Origin of the sequence: Arcanobacterium sp. S3PF19 (assembly GCF_000758825.1) — a bacterium.
Taxonomy (GTDB): Bacteria; Actinomycetota; Actinomycetes; order Actinomycetales; family Actinomycetaceae; genus Arcanobacterium_A.
Genome location: NZ_JRMX01000015.1, coordinates 161,471 through 183,887, shown reverse-complemented (window position 1 = coordinate 183,887; position 22,417 = coordinate 161,471). Strand labels below are relative to the sequence as shown.

The 22,417-nt window shown below is 55.6% G+C and carries 13 protein-coding genes; 5 read left to right on the top strand and 8 right to left on the bottom strand.

What is annotated here, in order from left to right:
• Positions 1-71: 71 nt before the first annotated feature.
• Together pepN and HMPREF1631_RS06545 are read right to left on the bottom strand one after the other, a co-directional pair.
• Entirely contained in the window at positions 72-2,624 is a 2,553-nt protein-coding gene (gene pepN / locus HMPREF1631_RS06550) for an aminopeptidase N (RefSeq protein WP_034233767.1), read from the bottom strand.
• A gap of 198 nt (positions 2,625-2,822) precedes the next feature.
• Positions 2,823-4,823, bottom strand: a complete 2,001-nt coding sequence (locus HMPREF1631_RS06545; protein WP_034233765.1) for a M13 family metallopeptidase — start codon at positions 4,821-4,823, stop codon at positions 2,823-2,825.
• A gap of 63 nt (positions 4,824-4,886) precedes the next feature.
• Between HMPREF1631_RS06545 and HMPREF1631_RS06540 the strand changes: the two genes are divergently transcribed.
• Entirely contained in the window at positions 4,887-5,333 is a 447-nt protein-coding gene (locus tag HMPREF1631_RS06540; RefSeq protein WP_034233763.1) for a ribose-5-phosphate isomerase, read from the top strand.
• A gap of 140 nt (positions 5,334-5,473) precedes the next feature.
• Here HMPREF1631_RS06540 and epsC read toward each other — a convergent pair whose 3' ends face one another.
• The 3 genes from epsC to HMPREF1631_RS06520 form a co-directional block, all read right to left on the bottom strand.
• Entirely contained in the window at positions 5,474-6,049 is a 576-nt protein-coding gene (gene epsC, locus HMPREF1631_RS06535; protein ID WP_034233761.1) for a serine O-acetyltransferase EpsC, read from the bottom strand.
• Between the two features lie 29 nt (positions 6,050-6,078).
• Positions 6,079-7,011, bottom strand: coding sequence for a cysteine synthase A (cysK, locus tag HMPREF1631_RS06530; RefSeq protein ID WP_034233760.1), 933 nt, complete (start codon positions 7,009-7,011; stop codon positions 6,079-6,081).
• A 582-nt stretch (positions 7,012-7,593) separates the two neighbouring features.
• Complete coding sequence (locus tag HMPREF1631_RS06520) at positions 7,594-8,238, bottom strand: YigZ family protein (RefSeq protein ID WP_034233757.1); 645 nt, start codon at positions 8,236-8,238, stop codon at positions 7,594-7,596.
• Positions 8,239-8,591: 353 nt separating this feature from the next.
• Between HMPREF1631_RS06520 and rpmF the strand changes: the two genes are divergently transcribed.
• Positions 8,592-8,753 (top strand): 50S ribosomal protein L32, encoded by a 162-nt coding sequence (rpmF, locus tag HMPREF1631_RS07040; protein ID WP_084707544.1) that lies wholly within the window; start codon positions 8,592-8,594, stop codon positions 8,751-8,753.
• A gap of 132 nt (positions 8,754-8,885) precedes the next feature.
• On the top strand, positions 8,886-10,394 hold the full coding sequence (putP, locus tag HMPREF1631_RS06515) for a sodium/proline symporter PutP (RefSeq protein ID WP_034233906.1): 1,509 nt from the start codon (positions 8,886-8,888) through the stop codon (positions 10,392-10,394).
• A gap of 167 nt (positions 10,395-10,561) precedes the next feature.
• Here the strand turns inward: putP and HMPREF1631_RS06510 are convergent, their stop codons facing one another.
• The 3 genes from HMPREF1631_RS06510 to HMPREF1631_RS06495 all read right to left on the bottom strand — a co-directional run bounded on the left by HMPREF1631_RS06510 (position 10,562) and on the right by HMPREF1631_RS06495 (position 14,720).
• The gene (locus HMPREF1631_RS06510) at positions 10,562-12,067 is read right to left on the bottom strand and encodes an amino acid permease (RefSeq protein WP_052047209.1); all 1,506 of its coding nucleotides are present in this window, start codon (positions 12,065-12,067) and stop codon (positions 10,562-10,564) included.
• A gap of 207 nt (positions 12,068-12,274) precedes the next feature.
• Positions 12,275-12,550: a DUF1540 domain-containing protein gene (locus HMPREF1631_RS06505; protein WP_034233755.1), complete on the bottom strand. Its 276-nt coding sequence runs from the start codon at positions 12,548-12,550 to the stop codon at positions 12,275-12,277.
• Between the two features lie 436 nt (positions 12,551-12,986).
• Positions 12,987-14,720 carry a glycerol-3-phosphate dehydrogenase/oxidase gene (locus HMPREF1631_RS06495; protein ID WP_052047208.1) on the bottom strand — a complete coding sequence of 578 codons (1,734 nt, stop codon included), beginning with the start codon at positions 14,718-14,720 and terminating at the stop codon, positions 12,987-12,989.
• 305 nt (positions 14,721-15,025) lie between these two features.
• On the opposite strand from HMPREF1631_RS06495, the gene HMPREF1631_RS06880 reads away from it, so the two are divergent.
• Together HMPREF1631_RS06880 and HMPREF1631_RS06485 are read left to right on the top strand one after the other, a co-directional pair.
• A complete protein-coding gene (locus HMPREF1631_RS06880; protein ID WP_052047207.1) occupies positions 15,026-16,732 on the top strand; it encodes a BspA family leucine-rich repeat surface protein in 1,707 nt (568 codons plus the stop codon).
• 246 nt (positions 16,733-16,978) lie between these two features.
• Positions 16,979-22,381, top strand: coding sequence for a S8 family serine peptidase (locus HMPREF1631_RS06485; protein WP_034233747.1), 5,403 nt, complete (start codon positions 16,979-16,981; stop codon positions 22,379-22,381).
• The last annotated feature ends 36 nt before the right edge of the window (positions 22,382-22,417 follow it).

The following is a 22,417-nucleotide window of genomic DNA, read 5'->3' as shown; positions in this document are numbered from 1 at the left end:
GACGGTTGGGGGCGCTCCTAAAGGAGCGCCCCCAACCGTCAGCCGGAAAACAGCGTTAAACCGGGAAACGGTCAGTGTGCCGCGCGGTCACAGGACTGTGCCCGCAGCGCACGTTTTGCGCGGTCCACGGCTTCGCTCACCAGACGGACGAGCGCGGGAGCCGAGTTTCGGTGGGCAGCCAGCCATTCGTCCCCGGCTGCCGTTAAATCAACGCCCAAATCGGTGCGCCCGGCAAGCTCAATGGGGAATGAATAGTCAATCATATTGGAAGCGGATTCTTTTGTGCGTCTGTTCCACTGTTCTTCCACCAGAGAAAAATACTTTTCCACGTATGGGCAGAGAAGTGCGGGATCACCGGCACCGAAACCGAGAGCCGCCGCACGCTGTTCGGCGTTGGGCACATCGTCTTCGGTAATGACTTTCCAGGCCTTCGCTTTTGCATCCGCGCAGGAAAGTGCGGCGCGTGCCTTGGCGGCACAGGCTTTTCCGGAGGCAGTGTTGTCGCGCTGCGTAAGTTCCGCTTCGATTTCGGCATCCGAAATTCTGCCCTCTGCCGCCAGACGCGTAAGGACTTCCCAGCGCATCGCATTGTCCATGACCAGGCCGGCAGGAACGCTCTGCCCGTCCGTCAGCCATTTCCCATACACATCAAGCTGTGAACCCGAAGCCATTGAAACTGCGGCCATTGCGATTTGCAGCTGCCGGTCGGATCCGCTTTGCGCACGTGAAAGAATTTCCGCCAGTTTTTCGCCGACCGTTTTCTGCAGAGCATCGCGTTTGGCGGGGTCGCTGTAAAGCTTTACGGCTGTGGCCAGCTCGCTGAGCAGGTAACGCAGAACCGTTCCGTGGTCTTCCGTTTCCAGCGCGCTGAGCACCGGGGGAACGAAATCCGATGCCGGCATCTGCCCGTCGCGGCACATATCCCAGGCGCTGAAAAGAACCAGCGTGCGCGGAAGACGTTCGTCGAAGGCATTGATGTTCCGCATGGCGCAGGCGAGGGACTCTCCGTCCAAACGTACCTTTGCGTAAGCCAAATCGCCGTCGTTAATCAGAATCAGATCGGGACGTTTGATCCCGCTGAACTCCTTTACCGGCGTGCGTTCCCCGGCGATTTCCGTTTCGCAGTACACCGTGCGCACGAATCTGCCGTTTTGCAGGTCATATCCGCCTACGCCGATTCGCTGCGGGCGCAGTGACGCCCGTCCGTCCGATTCCTGCAAAATCGCAAATTCGCTGAGCGTGCCGTCGGCTTCGGTGATTTCCGGCCGAAGAATATTGATTCCGGATTCTTCCAGCCACAGCTTCGACCACCGGTGCAAATCACGCCCGGAAGCGGTTTCCAGCTCCACCAGCAGATCGGACAGCGTCGCATTTCCCCAGGCTTTTTTCGCCAGGTATTTCTGCACGCCGCGGATGAAGGAATCCCATCCGATGTATGCTACAAGCTGCTGGAATACCGAAGCTCCCTTTCCGTATGTGATCCCGTCGAAATTGACTGCCACATCTTCCAGGTCGCGGATGTCGGCGGCAATCGGATGTGTGGAAGGAAGCTGATCCTGTGCCTGTGCCCAGGTTTTTTCCGAGGCGTTGAACGTAATCCAGGCATCCTTCCAGCGGGTGGTCCGGGCGGTTGCCACATGGCTCATATACTCGGCGAAAGACTCATTCAGCCACAGATCGTCCCACCATTTCATGGTTACCAGATCTCCGAACCACATATGCGCCAATTCGTGCAGAACCGTTACCGCGCGGCGTTCGATTTTTGCCTCCGTGCTGCGCGAACGGAATACGTAATCATCGATAATCGTTACGCAGCCGGGATGTTCCATGGCGCCGGCGTTGTATTCCGGCACAAAAATCTGGTCGTATTTGCGAAACGGGTAGGGCAGACGGAACTGCGTTTCGTAAAACGGCATTCCCTGTTTCGTAATTGCGATAATCTCTTCGCCGTCAAAATATTCAAACAGGGATTTGCGGCAGTATGCGCCCATCGCAACAGTGCGTCCGTCAACCGATGTGTACGTGTCCGTAACGCCTTCGTACGGTCCGGCGACAAGGCAGGTGAGGTAGGAAGAAATTTTTTCCGTAGGCGAAAAATTCCACCGTGCGGTGCCGTCTGCGCCGTAGACGGGTTCGGGTGTGGGAGAAACGGAAAACGCTTTCCAATGCCCGGGCGTGCGTACCGAGAATGTAAACACGGACTTCAGATCGGGCTGCTCAAATACGGCAAACATCCGCCGGCAGTCGGCAACTTCGAACTGCGAATACAAATATGCCTCGCCGTCGGCGGGATCGACCGCCCGGTGCAGACCCTCGCCCGTATGCGAATACTCGCAGAGAGCGGCAACAGTCAGTTCGTTTTCGGTTTCCGTGATCGGCAGCGGAATCCGGCTGTCGCAAAACGAGTTCGGATCGAGTTCCCTGCCGTTTAGGGTGATTCGGCTGACGCTGCGGGCAATCAGATCAATAAAAGTATTTTTCCCTGCCACGGCACTGAATTTGACAGTGGTTACGGATTTGAACGTTTCTTCTCCCGTGAGGTCCAAATCAACAAAATATGAGTGGGGGCAAACAATTTCGGCACGGGCCGCAGCCTCGCTGCGGCTAAGGTTCTGACCGGGCACTTACTTTCCTTTCAGATATTATTTTTTGGTTCTTTTCTTCCAGCCTACGAGAAAAAGAGGGCAAATGAAATTCCGGACCGGAAAACAGCCTTTCTTCTCCCGAATCTGCCGCGTGGGCGGTATGTTGGCTGTCGGCTGTCGGCAGCGGGATGCCGCCCGGGTGTGGCGTTCGGCGGTGTCCGCCGTTGCCGAGGCCGCCTACCAGATCCGCACGCGCTCCTCCTGCGGCAGATACAGGGCGTCTGCCTGCGTGATCCCAAACGCGCGGGCAAATTCATCCATATTTTTCACCACCGCATTGCAGCGAAACTCGCCCGGTGAATGGGGGTCGGTGGCCAATGCCTGAATCATATATTCGTCACGGCGTTTTTCTCTCCAAATCCGGGCAAACCCGATAAACACACGCTGCAGGGCGGTGTATCCGAATCGGTCGGGCAGATCCCCGGCGTCGGCGCCTGCCCTGTGCAAAGCTATCCGGTATGCTCTGAGCGCAATTGACAGACCGCCCAAATCGCCGATGTTTTCGCCCAGAGTCAGGGCTCCCCGCACATGATGCGGAGAATTCCGGGGAAGCTGCCGCGGCACGTATGCGTCGTACTGACTGACCAAAGACGCAGTGCGTTTCTCAAATTCGCGCAGGTCTTCTTCCGTCCACCAGTTGCACAGTCTGCCGCTGCCGTCGTATTTCGCACCCTGATCGTCGAAACCGTGGCAGATTTCGTGGCCGATTACGGCCCCGATACCGCCGTAGTTAAATGCCAAATCGGCATCCGGGGAAAAGAACGGAGGCTGCAAAATAGCCGCGGGGAACACGATTTCATTTCCCACCGGGTTATAGTAGGCGTTTACGGTCTGCGGCAGCATATGCCACTCGTCGCGGTCCACGGGCCGGCCAAGTTTTTCTGTGTCGCGCTGCCACGCAAAAGCCGCCGCCCGCCGGACATTCCCCATCAGATCGTGTGCGGACATCTCCAAACCCGAATAATCTTTCCATTTGTCCGGATAGCCGATCTTCGTTCTGAACATATCCAGTTTTTCCAAAGCTTTCCGCTTGGTATCCGCGCCCATCCAATCCAAATCCGTGACCGACATTCGGCAGGCACTGAGCAGATCGGCAACCAGCTGTTCCATCAGAGCTTTGTGCGAAGCGGGAAAATGGCGCTGTACGTAAATTTTCCCCAGAGCCTCGCCCAGAACGGAACTGACCAGAGACACTCCGCGTTTCCAACGCTCGCGCTGCTCCTCCTGTCCGGAGAGCGTCCTGCCGTAAAAATCGAAGTTGATCTGCGTTATTTCGGAACTCAGAAAAGGAGCCCGTGAAAGAATGATCTGCCAGTTCAGGTAGAAACGCAGATCGGTGAGGGAAGACTCGTCCCACAGCCGGGCAAAAGCACTCAGAGCGGGGGGAGTGCAGATCAGCAGCCGGGGCGCATTGTCTTTCGTAATGCCGAGCGTGCCAAAAACCGACTCCCAGTCGAAACCGGGGGCACAGTCAAGGAATTCCCGAAAAGTCATCACGTTGTTTGTTGCCCGGGCATCGCGCAGTTTTACGATATCAAAATGTGCGGATGCCAGTTTTGTTTCAAACTCCGTGATCCGCGCCGCGGCATCCTCCGCGGTTTTTTGGTCGGTTCCCGTCGCCCGGGAATAAAGTTTGGGCACAAATGCTTTGTATGCGGAAAGAATCTGCGCATATTCGGCACTGCGGTAGAAAGCTTCGTCGGGCAGACCCAGACCGCCCTGGGAAATCCAGACGATGTTTTCCTCCGGGTTGTTGCGGTCGGCATCGATTTCCATGTCAAACGGGAGGGAGATTCCGCCCAGAGCCAGTTTTCCCAGGGCAGCCGTTAATTCTGTTTTGTCTTTTGCGGCGGCGGTCAGAGCCAGATCCCCGCGCAGGGGATCCGTTCCGAGGCTGTTCACGCGCTCTTCGTCCATAAAAGAGGTGTACAGGGCGGCTATCTGCGCCCGTTCCCCGCACAGATCCGGGGAATCGGCCAATTCGGTGATGATTTCCCGGATATTTTCTTCGCTGCGGCTGCGCAGTTCGACAAAAGAACCCGTAAGCGGCCGGTCGGCGGGAATTGGCGTTTCCTCCAGCCATTTTCCGTTGACGTGTCTGAATAGGTCGTCCTGCGGGCGGATTTGGGGATCGGATCCGCAAAGGATATCTGCTGTGTTCTGCTCTGTTTCGGTCATAAATTTATTCTACCCGTTCCGCCCGGATTATCCACGGGTGAAAAATTGAGTTATGCTAAGAGCATGCGAGTACATATAGCAACGGATCACGCAGGTTTCACACTGAAGAACAACCTCGTGAAATATCTGACCGAAAAGGGCTTCGAAGTAGAAGACCACGGATACCATGATTATGACAAGCTCGACGCCTACCCGCCTGTCTGCTTCGCCTGTGCGGAAGCCACGGCAGCGGATCCCGGTTCGCTGGGGATTGTGATCGGCGGCTCCGGAAACGGCGAGCAGATGGCGGCAAACAAGGTAAAAGGCGTGCGCGCCGCTTTGGTTTGGAATGAGGAAATTGCGCGTTTGGCCCGTGAGCACAATAATGCAAACGTGATGTCGGTCGGTGCGCGGCAGCATACGGAAGAGGAAGTAAAACATCTGGTGGATGTGTTCCTGAGTACGCCGTACGACCCGCGTTCCCGTCACCAGTCCCGCGTGGAAATGCTCACCGACTACGAAACGAAGTAGACTGTGCTTCTGCCTGCGGATATTCTGCAGGCAGAGCAGCGATATCTGTGATTTTGCGGGTCTGTGCCGATTGCGCGCAGACCCGCAAAGCTTTCTCCGCTGCCGGCGGCGTCTGCCCTTTCCGCCGTTTCCGCCCGGTTTCAGATCAGAACTGCCGGATCGGTGTGCGCGGCGCAGGTTTTGTTTTCCCGATTGCACGCGGGAATGCCGACAGCAATATTATTGGCCGGCACATCCCGGACGACTACCGCGTTCGCCCCGATTTTTGCGCCGTCGCCGATATGTATCGGGCCCAAAACTTTTGCCCCCGTTCCGATTATGACGTTATTTCCCACAGTGGGATGGCGTTTCCCCGGCCGCATGGAAGTTCCGCCCAATGTTGTGCCGTGAAAGATTGTTACGTCTTCTCCCACTTCCGCGGTTTCGCCGATAACTACGCCCATTCCGTGATCTATGAACAGGCGGCGTCCGATTACGGCTCCCGGATGGATTTCGACGCCTGTCAGCGCGCGGACCGTTTGGGAAATAATCCGCGCCGGCAGACGAAGCGCCCGATGTTTCGTCCAGAGCAGATGTGCCAGACGGTATCCCCATACCGCGTGCACGCCCGGATACGCAAGTGCCACTTCGAGCCGGTTGTGTGCCGCCGGGTCGTGATTCACCGCCGCCTGCAGATCTTCTTTTAACTGTTTTGAAAAAGTGATTTTTTTGTTCATGATACGGACCTCACCCGTTTGCGTTCGTTTTAGTCGGTCAGTCCCGCAAACAGCGGTGTGGAAATATAGCGTTCCCCGAAATCGGGAAGAATGACGACGATCCGCCTGCCGGCATTTTCTTCCCGGCGGGCAAGTTCCAGTCCGGCCCAAAGAGCGGCGCCCCCGGAAATGCCGGCGAGAACACCGTCGCGGCGGGCCAGTGTCTGTGCGGTGTGCAGAGCATCGGAAAATTCAACGGGGATCACTTCGTCGTAAAGATCCGGATCAAGAATTTCGGGAATGAAGTTGGCGCCTATGCCCTGGATTTTATGGCTTCCCGCCTTTCCCTGCGAAAGCAGCGGGGAATCGGCCGGTTCCACGGCCACTATCCGAATCCGGGGATTTTTTCTGCGCAGGTAACGCCCGGTTCCCGTCAGCGTACCTCCCGTGCCCACGCCCGCCACGAAAATATCTACTTTCCCGTCCAGATCTTTCCAGATCTCCGGACCTGTTGTGCGCTCGTGTATCTGCGGATTTGCCGTGTTCGTAAACTGGGAGGCGAGAATGGCATTTTCGTCGGCGTCTGCAATTTCCCGGGCTTTGTCTACCGCTCCCTGCATTCCTTTCGCGGGGTCGGTGAGCACAAGTTCCGCTCCGAATCCGCGCAGGAGCGCCCTGCGTTCCCTGGACATGGAGGCCGGCATGGTCAGTATTACTTTATGCCCGCGCGCCGCCCCGACCCACGCCAGGGCAATTCCCGTGTTGCCCGATGTGGCTTCGACGATTGTGCCTCCCGGCGGCAGCAGGCCGGATTTTTCCGCGGCATCCACAATTGCCACGCCGATTCTGTCTTTTGCGGAGCCGGCAGGGCTGTAAAATTCCAGTTTTACGTAGATTTCCGCCGTGCTCTCCGGCGCGGTGCGTTGCAGGCGCAGCAGGGGCGTGTTGCCGATAATGTCCGTGATTGAGGTGTAAAGAGTCATGGTAGTTTCCTAAATTAATCCGGGTCTGTCCGGATCGTCCGGATCCGTCCGGTTTGTTTGGCTTTTGGTCTTTAATCTGTTTTGCCGCTTATCCGAATACCGTTCCTCTGCGCCGGCGGACTGCCCGTGCGGCAAAACCGCAGACAGGGTAACGCGCAGGCAAAAGGATCAGGCAGAATGGATAAGGAAGCCGAAGGTGCTTAAAGCATAAGGGCGCCGGGCATGCGCGGCACGCGCACAAAATCAGAGCCGGACGCCCTGCATACATACGCAGGTACAGTTCGTTCCAAAAGTGCACACGCAGGAAAAAACAGACATCTGCGTGCTCCTTTCTCTGTCCTGCAGTCCGTATCTTCGGCCGCCGGAGTGTGTTTTCCGGCTGAAACCTGCCCCCACGGTAACAAATTCAAAAAAATCGTTCAAGTTTTGCCGGATTTTGGTATTTTTTGCGGTCTGTGCGGATGGTTTTGTCCATTTCGGGCAACGAAACGGGCATATGTGCCCTCTGCGGAGAACATCTGTCCGCTTCGTTGCCCGAAATAGACGGCATATTGCGTGAGTGGGCTCGGCGGGCTCCCTAACCTACTCTCCGCGCAGAGGGACTTCCCGCAGCACGGTTCCCAAATCCGAAATCTGCCCGCCGCCGGCACTTAAAGCGGCGGCAAGTTGGGAAAAAGCATGAAAATCGGTTACGGCGAAACCGAACTCGGCATATGAACGGGTGTATTCGGTGTGTATCGGCAGATATCCGCCCGCCCGCAGACCTGCCTCGGTTTTTCCCGCCAAAGCGAGACTGACGCGTATCCGCGCATGGCGCAGACGGATCCGCCGCAGCAGCGGAGCGTGTGAAAAACACTTTTGTGCCGCTGCGGTATATGCCCGGACCAGTCCGCCGGTCCCCAAAAGTGTCCCTCCGAAATAGCGCACAACAACAGCCTGCGTGTCCGTCAGGTGCAGAGACTGCAGTACTTCCAGAATCGGACGTCCTGCGGTACCTGCGGGTTCGCCGTCGTCCGAAGAATGCGACATTCCCTGTGCCGTATCCGCAGAAATTACGTATGCACTGCAGTAATGGCGCGCATTGGGAAATCTGTGTCTGACATCCGCAAGATATGCCCGCGCCTGTGGGGGATCCGCTGTGCGTGCCGCAAGGCAGATAAACCGGGAGCGTTTCACTTCCACTTCGGCGCGGCATTCCGTATCGGGCGGCAGCAGACAGAAATCCATAAAGTCATTCTAACGTTTTCTCCGCTCTTCAGGGACGGCGAAGAAAAACCGGGCAGGGGAAGAAAAACCGGGGGAGACGAACACTGTTCGGGGGGGGCAGGCCGGGCACTGCGGAGAATGTCGGGGCCGGGAGGCAGACATGGCGGAAGAACAGCGCGTATCTGCGCAAAAATACAGCATGAAAACAGCGAAGAATAGAACACATGGTGTTTCTCAGCACAAAGTTCTCTCCGGGAATGGAAAAAATACGGCACATTGCGCTAAACTTACTCATTGTGTGTTCTGTAGGAATTAACAGAACGAATTTACGGCATACGCGGGTTTGGTATCCGCGGTAGAAAGGAGCGGTAGGAATGGCAGTTCCAAAGCGCAAGATGTCTCGCAGCAACACCCGCTCTCGCCGCTCCCAGTGGAAGGCTGAACTTACAGAGCTTCAGACCGTTCGCGTTGGTGGGCGCGAGTTGCGTCTCCCTCGTCGCTTGGCAAAAGCGGCGCAGAAAGGTATGCTCGACTGAGTATTTCCGAGACTTAAAATCCCAAGCGCCGAGCTTGGGATTTTTTATTTGACAATCCGGCTTTCAACACACAGCGCCGGAATTTCCGTAACGGGAATTTTTCCCGATACCCGGCCCGAAAGGAGCTTGCCGATGGATCATCTGAGCGGCCAGGCAATGGCCATGATTATCTATTTTGTGGCAATGATTTTTATCGGTGTGCTTGCTTACACGCGCACAAAAAATATGGACGATTATATGTTGGGGGGCAGGGGACTGAATCCGCTTGTGGCGGCATTGTCTGCCGGCGCGGCGGATATGTCGGGGTGGCTTCTTATGGGGCTGCCCGGCGCGTTATATCTAAACGGCGTGGTTGAAGGCTGGATTGCCGTAGGCCTGACCGTCGGTTCCTGGACAAGCTGGAAAGTGGTTGCTCCGCGTCTCAGATCGTATACCCAGCTCGCGGGGAACTCCATCACCGTGCCCTCTTTTCTGGGAAACCGTCTGCACGACAGGAGCAATTCCGTCAGGATTGTCTCGGGTGTTATCATTTTCGTGTTTTTCACGCTTTACGTCTCTTCCGGAATGGTCGCGGGAGGGACGTTTTTTGAAACGGCTTTCGGTATGGACTACCACCTGGGAATGGTTCTTGTGGCAGGTGTCGTGATCATTTATACGCTGGTAGGCGGATTTCTTGCCGTGTCGTGGACGGATATGGTGCAGGGAGTGATGATGCTTCTTGCGCTGGTGGCAGTGCCCGTTGTGGGAGTATTTGCGATCGGCGGTTTTGGTGCGATAGCCGAAGGCGTAAGCGCGGTTAATCCGAACTTCTTACATCCGTTCGGCGGAGCGACGGCCGTGGGAATTATTTCCTCTCTCGCCTGGGGTCTGGGGTATTTTGGGCAGCCGCATATTGTGGTGCGCTATATGGCTCTGCGCTCGCCGAAAGAGGCAAAAACGGCACGCAGAATCGGTATCGGCTGGATGGTCCTTTCCGTATTGGGCGCCGGGGGAACCGCGATAGTCGGCATTGCCGCAAACCGTTTCGGCATTATCAATGTGCCTGAGGGCAGGCACGAATCCGTGTTTATTATTGCGGGGCAGGAGCTGTTTCCCGCGCTGGTGGCGGGGTTCATGCTGGCGGCAATTTTGGCCGCAATTATGTCTACCATTTCCTCGCAGCTGTTGGTGACGTCTTCGGCGGTGGTTGAAGATATCCTGAATGCGGTGACGAAAAAGCAGCGGACCGGTCTGGAATCGGTGACTGCCGGGAGAATGGCGGTATTGATGGTTTCCGTTTTGGCGGCATGTTTCGCCTGGTTCAGAACGGAATCGATTCTAAACCTTGTGGCTTTTGCCTGGGCCGGTTTCGGGGCCTCTTTCGGCCCGGTGGTGCTTCTTTCCCTGTATTGGCGCAGACTTACCTGGCAGGGGACGCTGACGGGAATGATTGTCGGCGCCGTTACGGTAGGCGTATGGGGGACTTTCAAGATCTGGGGTCTTTATGAGCTGCTGCCCGCATTTTTGGCAGGAACGGCGGCGGCGGTTCTGGTGTCGCTGTGCACCTATCGTGAGAATGCGGAAATTGACGGGGAATTTACGCGGGCTGTGCGTCTTTCCCGTGCGGGTGCCGAGGAGATCCGCCGCGCGGACCTTGGCTGATCCGCTGCCGCGGCGGCGGATGGTTCGGGCACGTACGCAGATCCTGCCAATAGCGGCTGCCCTGCGTCTGCCAACGCGGCCGTGCATGCAGGCACAAACAAGATCCTGCCGGATAAGTCGGCGAGAGGGTATCTCGGCGCCGGCGCACGTGCGCCGGCGATTTCGTTTTATTCGCGTGAATCGGAGACGGATTTTGCTTCCGATTGGGCGGCTATGGCTTGGCGTGCCGGCTCGCGCAGAGCATTAAAATCAATATGTTCCGCAGCGGCCCGTGTGCGGGCCAATGCCCGGTAGATAACCAGCATGATTATGATCCAGACCGGCGCGGCTGCTATGGCCTTGCGCGATTCCGAATCCAGGGCCAGGAATACGAGGACTGTGGCGAGGAACAGGATAACGACCCACGACATTGTTTTTCCGCAGGGCATCTTATACACGGATTCGCCGTGCCGCTCGGGGTATATGGTTCGGTAGCGCAGATAGCAGACCACAATTAGGAGCCAGACGGACAGATACAGTACTGCCGAAATACCGGCCACAAGATTAAATGCGTTCATTACCGAGCCAGTGAGCATAACCAGCGCAATGGCGGGAGAAATGCAGATCGCCGTGAAAATCAGGGCGCGGTAGGGGATATGCCGGTGATTCAGTTTCCCCAGCCAAAGCGGGGCATTGTGGCTCCTTGCCATTCCATACATAATGCGCGATGTGGAAAAAATACCGGAATTTGCCGAGCTTGCGGCGGAAGTGAGAACAACGAAGTTGATGATATGGAAAGCAATGCCGATGCCGACAAATCCGAACATTTCCACGAACGGACTTTTTTCCGGGTCAATTAGATCCCAGGGCTGCACAGACATAATTACGGCAAGTGCGAAAACGTAAAAAATGATAATCCTGACGGGAATGGAATTGATTGCCCGCGGCAGATTGCGCTGCGGATCTGCGGTTTCCGCAGCCGCTGTGCCAATCATCTCCACGCCCTGGAAAGAGTAAACGGCGATTTGGAATCCGCCGATAAACCCGAGTATTCCGTTGGGGAAGAATCCTCCCCGGTCCCAAAGATGTGTGAGCGAGGCAGCGGGGGCATTTGCCATTTCGGGGCGGAAATGGACCAGAATCAGTCCCGTGCCGATCACGATCAGGGTGATGATAGTTGCGATTTTAATCATCGCAAACCAAAACTCCAATTCCCCGAACAGCTTTACCGCCACCATATTCAGGCCCGTCAGAAGCAGAACAACGCAGGCTGCGGGAATCCATTTCGGAACCTGCGGAATCCAGGCCTCCAGATATCCGCAGATCGCCACGGTATCGGCAACTCCGATTACCACCCAGCACATCCAATACGTCCATCCGATATAAAAACCGGCTCCGGGACCGATCAGATCGGTTGCGAAGTCGGCAAAAGATTTATAGGCAAAGTTGGACAGAAGTATTTCGCCCATTGCCCGCATCACGAAATACAGAAAAAAGCCGATAATACAGTAAACAAGGAGAATGGACGGCCCGGCCACCGCAATTGTGCGTCCTGATCCGAGAAAAAGTCCGGTTCCGATGGCTCCGCCGATGGCAATCAGCTGAAGATGGCGATTTTCCAAACCGCGCTGCAGCTGCCGGTCGCCCATTGAGTCGGTGAGAGATTTGGGATCTCTGGTATTTCTGTCAGACATGGCTATTCCTTTTTCTGTGCGGAAAGTACCATTATAACCTTTGAACTTTCGTTGGCCGAAAGCGGTACGGTAACTGTGTGTCGTTAAATATCTAAATTTTAGATGTTTTGCAAAAGATTGGGAGATTTGCCCTTATGGTGAGATAGCGAAACCGGATGTAACCGCAGTCGGTTACATCCGGTTTTCCCGGGCCGTAATTATTTGGGATTATGCAACCCGGTACAGAGAGCAGTCGGCCTTGGCGTTTACGTCGATTGCGGCCGCGTCGCACAGAAGCTGATGGTTGTGTACGCATTCCACGCGCTGGCAGGCGCCGATCGTGGCGTGTGCGACAGGCAGGCCGCCGTGTTCGTTCAGTGCGATGAACGTGCCGCAGGAGGCGTCGTTTGCTTTGCCGGCGATGGTGACGGCAACAGCCGAGCAGCCGTTGTTGTTGAAAGCGCATTCTGAGATGGCGCAGGAATCAATAGTTGTGGTTTTCATTTTTCCTCCCGATATATTCGAAACGGATTACATCGATCAAGTTGTTTACACCGATAACTCTACTTTCCGGAAAAAGTCTGAAAAAGACAGGTAAGGCTCGCCTAGAGGCGGAAAACGTTTTGTTTAAGCCGAAAAAGCGAATAGCGAACATTTTATTTGCGATAAATGTTTTGCGGCACGTAACCGTGCCGTAAATACACTGTTTGAACGGGAAATTGCGCGTAAACGGGAATTGTGCGGCTGTGCGGTGAGGGGAGAAGTTTTTGCGCATGCGGGTGCGGAGTGGTCGGCGCCCGCAGGTGCGGGAGTGAGGCGGGCCGTGCCCGCAGAACCGCGGTGCGGCGGATACGGCGGATGCGGCGCAGGATGCGGAATAAGGGGATAAAAAGAAGTGGAGGCTCCAAGAGCCCCCACTTCAGAGCGGTGCCAAAAAGTATTAGATTCTTTCGGTGATGTGTGCGACGGCGGCGTCGTCGGTGAATTCCGCTTCGGCAGCGCGGATTTCCTGCACACGCACGGTGTATGCCTCTTTTTCTTCGGCGGTCTTCTTTTTATCCCATCCGAGAAGCGGGGCAATGATTCCCAGTATTTCGTCGGCGGAACTCAGACCGTGGTCGCGGCGTTCCAGATCGAGACGCACCCGGTGTAAAAGCACATCCGACAGATGTGCCGCTCCTTCGTGGGTAACGGCCCATACGACTTCGGCACGCAGGAAATCGGGGGCGGTTTCCAGCGGAGCGCCGTAGTTTTTCTCCGGATCCCGGTCGATCATCTCAAGAATCTGAGGCACTTCGTCGCCGTAACGGTCCAGCAGATGCTGCACGCGCTCCAACGTCCAATCCCGTTCGCGGGCAATACTGCCCGCTTCCTGCTGCGTCTGCGCGTAGTTGGCCGCGCCGACCAGAGGCAGGGTCTTGGTCTGCGTCGGGTATTCTTTCGCGCGCGCATCTCCGATTGCCAGATCGACGGCGTCTTCCGCCATTACGCGGTATGTGGTGAGTTTTCCGCCGGCAATTGCCGTCAGTCCGGGGCAGATCCGGGTTACTGTGTGCTCTCTGGAAACTTTGGTGGAAGCCGACTCGGCACCCGGGCGCAGCTGCGGCTGGAGCAGGGGGCGCAGGCCTGCGTATACGCCGATGATGTCCTCGCGCGTAACGGGACGCGAGAGAACCTTATTGGCGTGGTCGAGAATATAGTCAATGTCGGCCGAGGTGGCGACGGCTTTGGAAACGTCGTATTCCCACGGTGTGTCGGTGGTGCCGATCACCCAGTAGCGTGGCCAGGGGATAATGAAAAGCACGGACTTTTCCGTACGCAGGAAAATACCTGTTTCGGCGTCGATTGTCTCTTTGGGAACAACGAGATGAATACCCTTCGAGGCCAGTACTTTCAGCCCGCCCGCATCCGTGGCCAGATCCTGGGTCTGTTCCGTCCATACCCCCGTTGCGCTGATTATCTGCGCGGCTTTGATTTTGCGTGTCTGCCCGGTTTCGGCATCTTTTACGACGGCGCCCGTTACGCCGCCCTTTTCGTCTTTAATGAAAGACTCTACTTTGGTGCGGTTGGCGGCAAAGGCTCCCAGACCTACGGCGGTTCGGATAAGATCTATTACAAGGCGGGAATCATCCACACGCGCATCGTAGAATTTAATCGATCCGGCGAGCTTGGAGGAGTCCAACGCGGGCGCGAGGGTTTTTGTGCCTTTCTTTCCCAGATGCTTTTGGAAAGGAACGGTTTTCTTTCCGTGCGCGCCGGCGAATGCCAATGCATCGTACATTCCCACGCCGACCGCCGAATATGTGCGTTCGAACTGATGCTTCAGCGGCCAGAGGAACGGCTGGGCCTTTACCAGGTGGGGCGCGGTCGTGTTGAGCAGTCTGCCGCGCTCGGTAAGGGCTTCGTGAACAAGGGCGAAATCGAGCTGATACAGATAGCGCAGACCTCCGTGGACCAGCTTGGAAGACCATGAGGACGTGCCGGAAGCCCAGTCTCCCATTTCCACAATTCCCGTGCGCAGTCCGCGGCTCGCGGCGTCAACCGCAATTCCGGCACCTGTTACGCCTCCTCCCACAACCAGAATGTCGAGACCTTCGGGTTCTTCCATTGCCTCCAATGCGGCCGTTCTCTGAGCGGAATTAAGAGCAGTGTCGTGAATTTTTACTGGTGTCATCGGTGACTCCTCGGTTGTCTGTTTTCGGTCGGATTCGCTTCCGGCGATACAGTTTCAGATTACGTTATCCGCACGCGCATTCAAGATCTTTGAACAGATGTGCATTAGCGGATTAACGCAAGTGAAATTTTTCTTAATACGATAAGGGTGCCCTAAAAACAAGGTGTATGCGAGTGTGCAAACGGCACGGCCGACTCGGGGGGCACGGAATCTTGAACCGTGCGGGCTGTGATGAACTAAATTGCACGGGGGGGGTAAAGGCGTAAAATTGGCGTGTTTAGTATGAACTGTAATGGGGTGTGATAATGAAGCCTGTATCTTTGCACACAAAAACTTCGCGCTTTTGGTTCCGTAAAGCGTGGACTGCGGTTTTTACATGTGTCCTGCTGCTGTCTTTCGGTGTTTCCCAGAGTGCTGTTGCCGACGGGAAAGAAACGTTCAGCGTGGGGGACAGCCTCACCGCAACGTGGGATCCGGCGGATAAAACCCTCACCGTTGCCGGCCACGGCACTCTTGACCGCGACAAGTGGGGACGGCCGTGGCCGGTATCCTATGAGCCCAATTTTTGCGGGAGCTGGCCCAACGACGACAAATTTAAGGAAACAAAGCGGATAAAATTTGTTCCCGATGCCGGGCAGACAATCGATTTTCCGCAAGATTCCAGCTCTCTGTTTAAAAACTGCAACAGCACGGAAATAGAATTTCCCCGCGAAGGAATAAATACATCCAACGTGACCAACATGGAGAGTATATTTTCCAATTTGCACCAGGACACCTTGGAAGTGTCCAACTGGGATGTGCGCAATGTTACCAATATGGGCGGTATGTTTTGGGGCTCAAGTATAAAGCATGTCGATATGTCGAAATGGAATACGGGCAACGTGACCGACATGAGTTCCATGTTTATCTATTTCAACCGTGGAGCATGTACGGACTTGGATATATCGAAATGGAATACGGGCAAAGTTAAGACGATGACCGAGATGTTTTCCGAGGCGTGCGTCAACAATCTTGATATTTCCAAGTGGAATACCGCAGCGGTTGAGAATATGGTCAATATGTTCAACGGTGCTGAGGTGAAAAATCTGGACATATCAGGCTGGGTGCTCAAAAATGACGACTACAGCAGTATTTTTAATACGTACAATCAGACGATCCTTAAACTGCGGGGCGATATACTCAAATCCGTTTTGGGGGATATTCGTTTCAAGGGAGATACTTATTATCATATCCGCGATCTGACCACAGGCGAACTTTTAAATAAGGCGCCTTTCTTGGGCAACGAGGTGAATAATATGCCGTCCTCGGTTAAAGACGCGATCCGGGATGACCACAAGTATATGATTCAGATGAACGAGTCGGTGACGGTCACCGCGAAACCCGCACAGGTGTGGGAAGGCGAAGCGCTGCCGGCACTTAAGTACGAGGTGGAACCGGCTAAATTCAAGTCTCTGGTGCAGGGAGAGGTTGCCGCTGCATATACGGCAGATACCACTGCCGGAGATGTGCCCATTACAGTGGGAACGGTGAAAATTAAAGACTCGGAGGCCGGTGCATACAATATCACGTTTAAGGGAGCCAACCTCACTGTTCTTTCCCGTCCTGAGCAGCCGCAGGCGGAGGTTTCTTCTTCGGTTTGGGCTGATGTTGCCGGTGCCGGCGGTGCGGACTGTGCGGCGGGGAAGGTGAATCAGACCCGCAGTGTGACTACGGTTCCGTTTAAGTGGGACAGTGTTTCGCATAAGTGGGTTAAGGATGAGGCCGGTAAGAGTGTTGCCGTTGAGAAGCGGACCCGGGATATGAATGACGGTGAGCTGAAGAAGTGTGCCGGTGCGCAGCCGCAGGCGGAGGTTTCCCCCTCGTCGGATTCTCCTGCTCCCAAGGCTTCGGCTCCTGAGGCGAAATATATGCCTAATACGGGCGCATCCCCGGAAACGAAGGCCGTTGCTGCCATGCTGTTTGCGGTGACCGGAATTTTGCTTCTTGGCAGGAGGAAAAACATTAAGAAGTAAACAGATAATTAAATAACCGTTTTCCTGCGGGACTCTGCCTGACGGACGAATACGGCGTAATGCCGTGTCGGACAGATTCCCGCAGGATTGTCTGTATAATCCCTGCGGGTGCGGGTGCGGGTGCGCTTTGAGACCTTTCCCATTAAACCGCATTTTATTTCTTAGGAGACCCTAACTAAGTCTATAGTTTTATACATATGCATTTATGCAGGTTATTTGGCTATGTGGCGAAACAAAGGAGTCTCGATGAAAAATAAGCTGCGCATTCCGGCAGTGTTTGCGCTTTTGGGATTGGTGTTGCCTACAGTGGGGCTGTCACGTGACGCACTGCTCTCCGGCGACATGGCTGCAGCGTCTGCGTCCGAAATACAGAAGGCTGATCTGCGGGCGCAACCGGTGCTGAAAACGTTGGAAAACCGCCTTGCGAAAGCAAAAGCATCGGGGGAAACACAGGATCCGGAGTATAAGCGGGGGAAGATACCGGTTTTGGTGGCTCTGCGTGAATCCGCTGCCGGTTTAAATAAATTTTCCGATCCGCTGGAAAAATTGGGTGAGGCACAGAAGACGCAAAGTGCGTTTATTGCCGCAGCGAAAGAAAAGACAGGCGGAAAACTGCATTTCAGGGAAGTCAGCGCGGCAGTCGGCAGCGTACTGGCGGTAGAGGCACGCTACGGGGATCTGAAGAAAATTGCCTCACTTCCGCAGGTAGCCAGAATCTCTCCGAATCTGAAACTGAACACGCAGCCGCAAATCGTGTCCCGTGCGGCACAGAAGGCACAAAACGAAATCGGAAGCGTGCGAAGTGCCGGAGGGGCGGGATACAGTCCCGCAGATTCCGCAGGCAGAGGAGAGCTGATTTCCGTGATCGACACGGGTTTCGATATCGATCACGGGGATTTTGCGATGAACGATACACTCGGAGCGAAATATCCGACCAAGGAAAGCCTTGAAGAAAAAATTAAGCAGATCAGGGCCGCATACCCGAACCGGCTGAAAGGAAAATGGCTGAACGCAAAGTTCCCGTACGGATTTAATTTTGCCGGGAACAATACAGACGTGAAAGAAACAGGCGATTCGCACGGAACGCATGTGGCGGCAATTGCCGCGGCAGGAAAAAACAGGCCCGGAAAAGCTCCGGCGGCGCAGCTGCTTGCCATGCGGGTGTTGGCCGGAGAATACGACAAACCGTCTCCCGAGAGGTATCTGGCAGCAATAGAGGAAAGCGTGCTGCTCGGCGCAACCTCGATCAATCTCTCGTTCGGCATTCCGGCTGCTTCCATGAAAAATGTGGGAGAAGAAATTCTGCACGCGATTGAAATAGCCAAACAGCATGGAGTGCTGGTGACGGCCTCGGCAGGAAACGAAAACTATACCGATGCGGATCTGATTCCGCCCAAAACCGAACAGCCGAATTACGGCACGATATCCGCACCTGCCCTCACGCCGGACGTACTGGCGGTAGCTTCTCTCGACAACAACGTTATCCGGCTGCCGTATCTGACTTATGGCGGAGAAAAAATTCCCTACTACATGGGAGCGGGACAGGACTACTCCTCTCTTTACGGAAAGACGCTGGAGCTGGCGGATGTAGGAGCGGCAACGGAAAAAGAAATGGAGAAGTTTACGCAGCAGGACCTGCGGGGCAAAGCCGTTCTGATTCGCCGCGGTCAGACCCGTTTCGACCAAAAGGTTGCGGCGGTGGCGGCGAAAAAAGCCGCTGTGGCACTGATCTTCGACAATGAGGATTCCCAAGAGTGGGTTAATATGGGAATTCACGATCCGGCCATTCCCGCAGTGTTTCTCCGCCGCAGCGAGGGACTGAAACTGAAGCGTTTGGGAAAAGTGGCGTTTGTTTCCGGGCAGGCGGATTTTGTTTTGAAAAACGGAGGAAAACTCTCTCATTTCTCTTCCTGGGGGCCTACGCCGGAATTTGATCTTAAGCCGGAGATAACTGCCGTGGGCGGGCACGTGCAGGCCGCACAGCCCGGCAACAGACACGGCGACAAATCCGGTACGAGCATGGCTTCGCCGCAGGTAGCCGGAGTCGCGGCACTTCTCAGTGAGCGTCTGCGCAATGACCCCGATCTGAAATTCAGCCCGCACGGCAGCGTTGAACTGAGCGCCGGAAGCAGAATGGCATTTTTGAAGAATATGCTCATGAGCACGGCAGTGCCCGTCTCGGACACTCCCGCAGATCCGTACGTCTCTCCCCGAAAACAGGGTGCCGGCGTACTGAACAGGCAAAATGCGCTTTCCGGATTTGCGTTGGCAAAAGCCGGTGCAACACAGGGAAACACAGGATCCGCCGGGGGAGCTGCGAAAATCAATCTGGGAGCGGTCGGAAGTAAATTCGATCTGAAATTCACCGTGGAAAACATAAGCCGTACGAAAGATCTTAAATTTACGGTTTCGCAGGTCACGGTGCAGACCGATCGCACAGATCCGAAAAATCCCAATCTGATTGTTCCCCTGGGGAGCAGCAGAATTATTCCGGATTTGTCGGAAAACGACACAATTACGGTACCGGCGGGGAAGAGCGTGGAAAAGACGGTTTCCGTCGATATTTCCAAAGAGGATCCGGAGCTGCAAAAGAAGTTCCGCAACGGGTATTTTGTGGAGGGATTTATCCGCCTGCACTCCCTTTCCGCGGGGCAAAGCGATATCGGTCTGCCGTATATAGGTTTCCGTCATACCAATCCCGACGGTACGCCCGGCGCATTTACAGACCTGCCCGCCGTGGAACGCAGCATCTACGATTTTGCCGATCTGTCGGCGAAAAGCGCGGATGTGCCGAAGTATATGAGATTAAAAGAAGCGGCGGGGAAGAATGCGTTTACGGCTTTGATGAGCCGCGACCCGCAGGGCGAACGTGTGCTGGGTGAAATGCTTCCCGGCGCAGAGGGGGAAAGACGGTTTGCGAAAACGCGGATTGCTATTTCTCCCAACGGGGATAATGTGCTGGATTATGCTCAGTTCCGCGGGGTGTTTCTGAGCATGTACTATCACGACTATATTGAGGTAGCCGACCAATCCGGCAGGGTTGTTTATAAATCCGCTCCCGGGTATGACGGGGCAAAACAGGCAGACGGTACCGTAAGAACGGGGAGAAAGAGCCTGGCGGCCGCTGCGGACGGCTCTGCGGGCACGCTGTTTTCCGAACTGTCCAATTATCGGTGGGACGGAAAAGACAGCTCGGGCCGGATTGTGCCCGAGGGAAAATACACCTTCCGGTTTAAGGTGCGCCCGGTTGCGGAATCGGCAAAAGAACAGGAGTTTTCTTTCCCGGTTACCGTTGATTCCACGCCTCCCGCGGTTAAATCCTTCACGGAAAAAGACGGTCTGCTTACGCTGCTGACGGCAGATACCGGTGCGGGAGTGGCGCGGGCAGTACTGGAAACGGTGGGTTCGGACGGAAACGTGCATTATACGCCGCAGAATCCGGACCGGGACGGAGCGCTGAAACTGCGTATCGCGGCGAAAGATTATCCGCAGACGTATCTGCGTCTGACCGATTACGCGGGAAATACAATGTACCGCAGCCTGGAGGCGATTACGCACCCCGATGCGGGCGGATCGGTGAAAGCGGTTTTCACCGACAGCTACGGAGACCCGGCGGATATTACGCCGCAGCAGTATGAACTGACAGTCCGCAATGAGCAGGGTGTGAAACAGCTGGACTGTGCGCATCTGCCATTGGGTAAATATAAGGCGGAGCTGAAGCTGAAAGTATTAAACTATGCGGCGGAAAAGAAAGAAACGGAATTTACGGTAAGCCGGGAAAATCCCAATGTTTCCCTTACGTTTAAACTGCGCAATGTTTCCGTTTCCCCCGCGCGGATTCCCGTCACCGTGACTACGTCCAACGGAGGATGGCCCTCCGTGGAGCGCCCGACTTTGCGTTTCACAAACGAAGACGGAATTACGGTGGATGTGCAGGGATCCCAGGAATTGGGTTCCCACGGCGCGGAACCGATGTTTAAACCGCGGCTGACACCGGGGAAGTGGAAAGCGGAAGTGGTGAAAACCGATCCGAAATGGGCGGTAATTCTGCCCAAGAGCGGCGAAATCACGGTGAAGCAGTTCGGAGATACCGATTTGGGCGGGGAAAAAATCTGGTTTGTCGGGCCGGATCTGCATCGCATTGATCCCGTTATCGGTCTGCCGCCTGGCGGAGAAATAAAAATTTCCGACGTGCACGTGGAAGCAGTGCGTAAGATACAGGACAGTACGGGGAAAAATGCCCTGCAGGGGATGCAAATGCCGCGTTTGGATCTGCTTCCCGCCGGTGTCTACGAACTGAAAGTACGCGTGCCGCAGGGATACTATGCGGTTGCCGATATCCGGGAAGCCGATTTGCGCAAAGGAAACGCCGCGCCCAAAATTACGGTGCGGAAGAAAACAAAAGATGATTTCGCAGGTATTTCCGTCCGTGATCTGGTAAACGGAAAAGAAACGGTGAATTTGGGCGTGCCCTATGAAATCGTAGACGAACAGGGCAAACCTGCCGCGGACATGAAGCATTTGGATTACGGAACGTGGACAGTGCGGATAAAAGAAGGCAGGGACGGTGCTCCTGCGCTGCCGAAGAATTACTACACCGACAATACGGAGCAGAAGGCCGTGACGGGACCAAACCGGAAGTCCGTTCAGGTAACGTTTGCGTGGAAGCCTTTTGCCGCCGATGCGGACACGGCTGCGGTGGGCGTATTTGCCGACTGGGGATTCGGTTTCCGGGATATGATGAATTTCGGTAATCTGAGTGCCAAACCGTATAAATTCATTTTCCGCCGTCTCGATAAAGCCGCCGCTGACCTTGTGTTTGATTCTCCTGCCGCGCAGTGGGGGCAGAGAATGGAATTTAAGGTTCCCTACGGGCGCTATGCTGTTTTGCCGCAGATGCCGGCAGGATATAGGGCCGAGCCGTGCACGCTGATCCGGGTGGATTCCCCGCGCGCGAAAGTGAATATAAAATACTCTGCGGGAACCATGCCGTCGCAGATAAAGATTCCCGCTCCCGACCCGGCGCCCAAGCCGGTATCCGTGCGTCCGGCCGCGCCCGTATTTGACGATAAGGATACGGATAAGGCATTGGGCACATATACGATTCCGGCCGTGAAAGGCGTGCAGTACAGAGTGAACGGCGTGTTTACGTCTCCCGGGACGTATCGGGTAACCGAAGCCGGTCAGGTGGAAGTTGAGGCAGTGCAGGAATTCGGAGCGGAAATTTCCGCAGACGCAGCGAAGAGCTGGAAATTCACTTTCACGAAGGAGCCGGCCCCTCTGCCGGAGCCTCCGGCTCCGGTGCCCACTCCGCCTGCGCCTCGTCCGACACCGGTTCCGCCGGTACCTGCGCCTCCCGCGCCTGCGCCCTCGCTGGTGCCCGATGCGCCCGGAGGAGAGCGTCCTGCACCGGAGCACCGAACGGAGCAGAATCCGGGCCGTGCCGTGCATCCGGCAGAACACCGGGGAAGCAATGTCGGTGCCGCTGCGCACCATGCGCCGGATAAATACCGTCTGCACGGGTATTTGGCGAGAACCGGCACCCGCAGTGCCGCACTGTCCGTGCTGACGGTGTTTGCGCTGGTATTCGGTGCGGGACTGTCTGTGCCTGCCGCCGTGCGCAGAGCAGGGGAGAGAAAAGAGAAGTAGACTCAGCGGAAAACGGGTAGGGCGGCAACGGCTGCC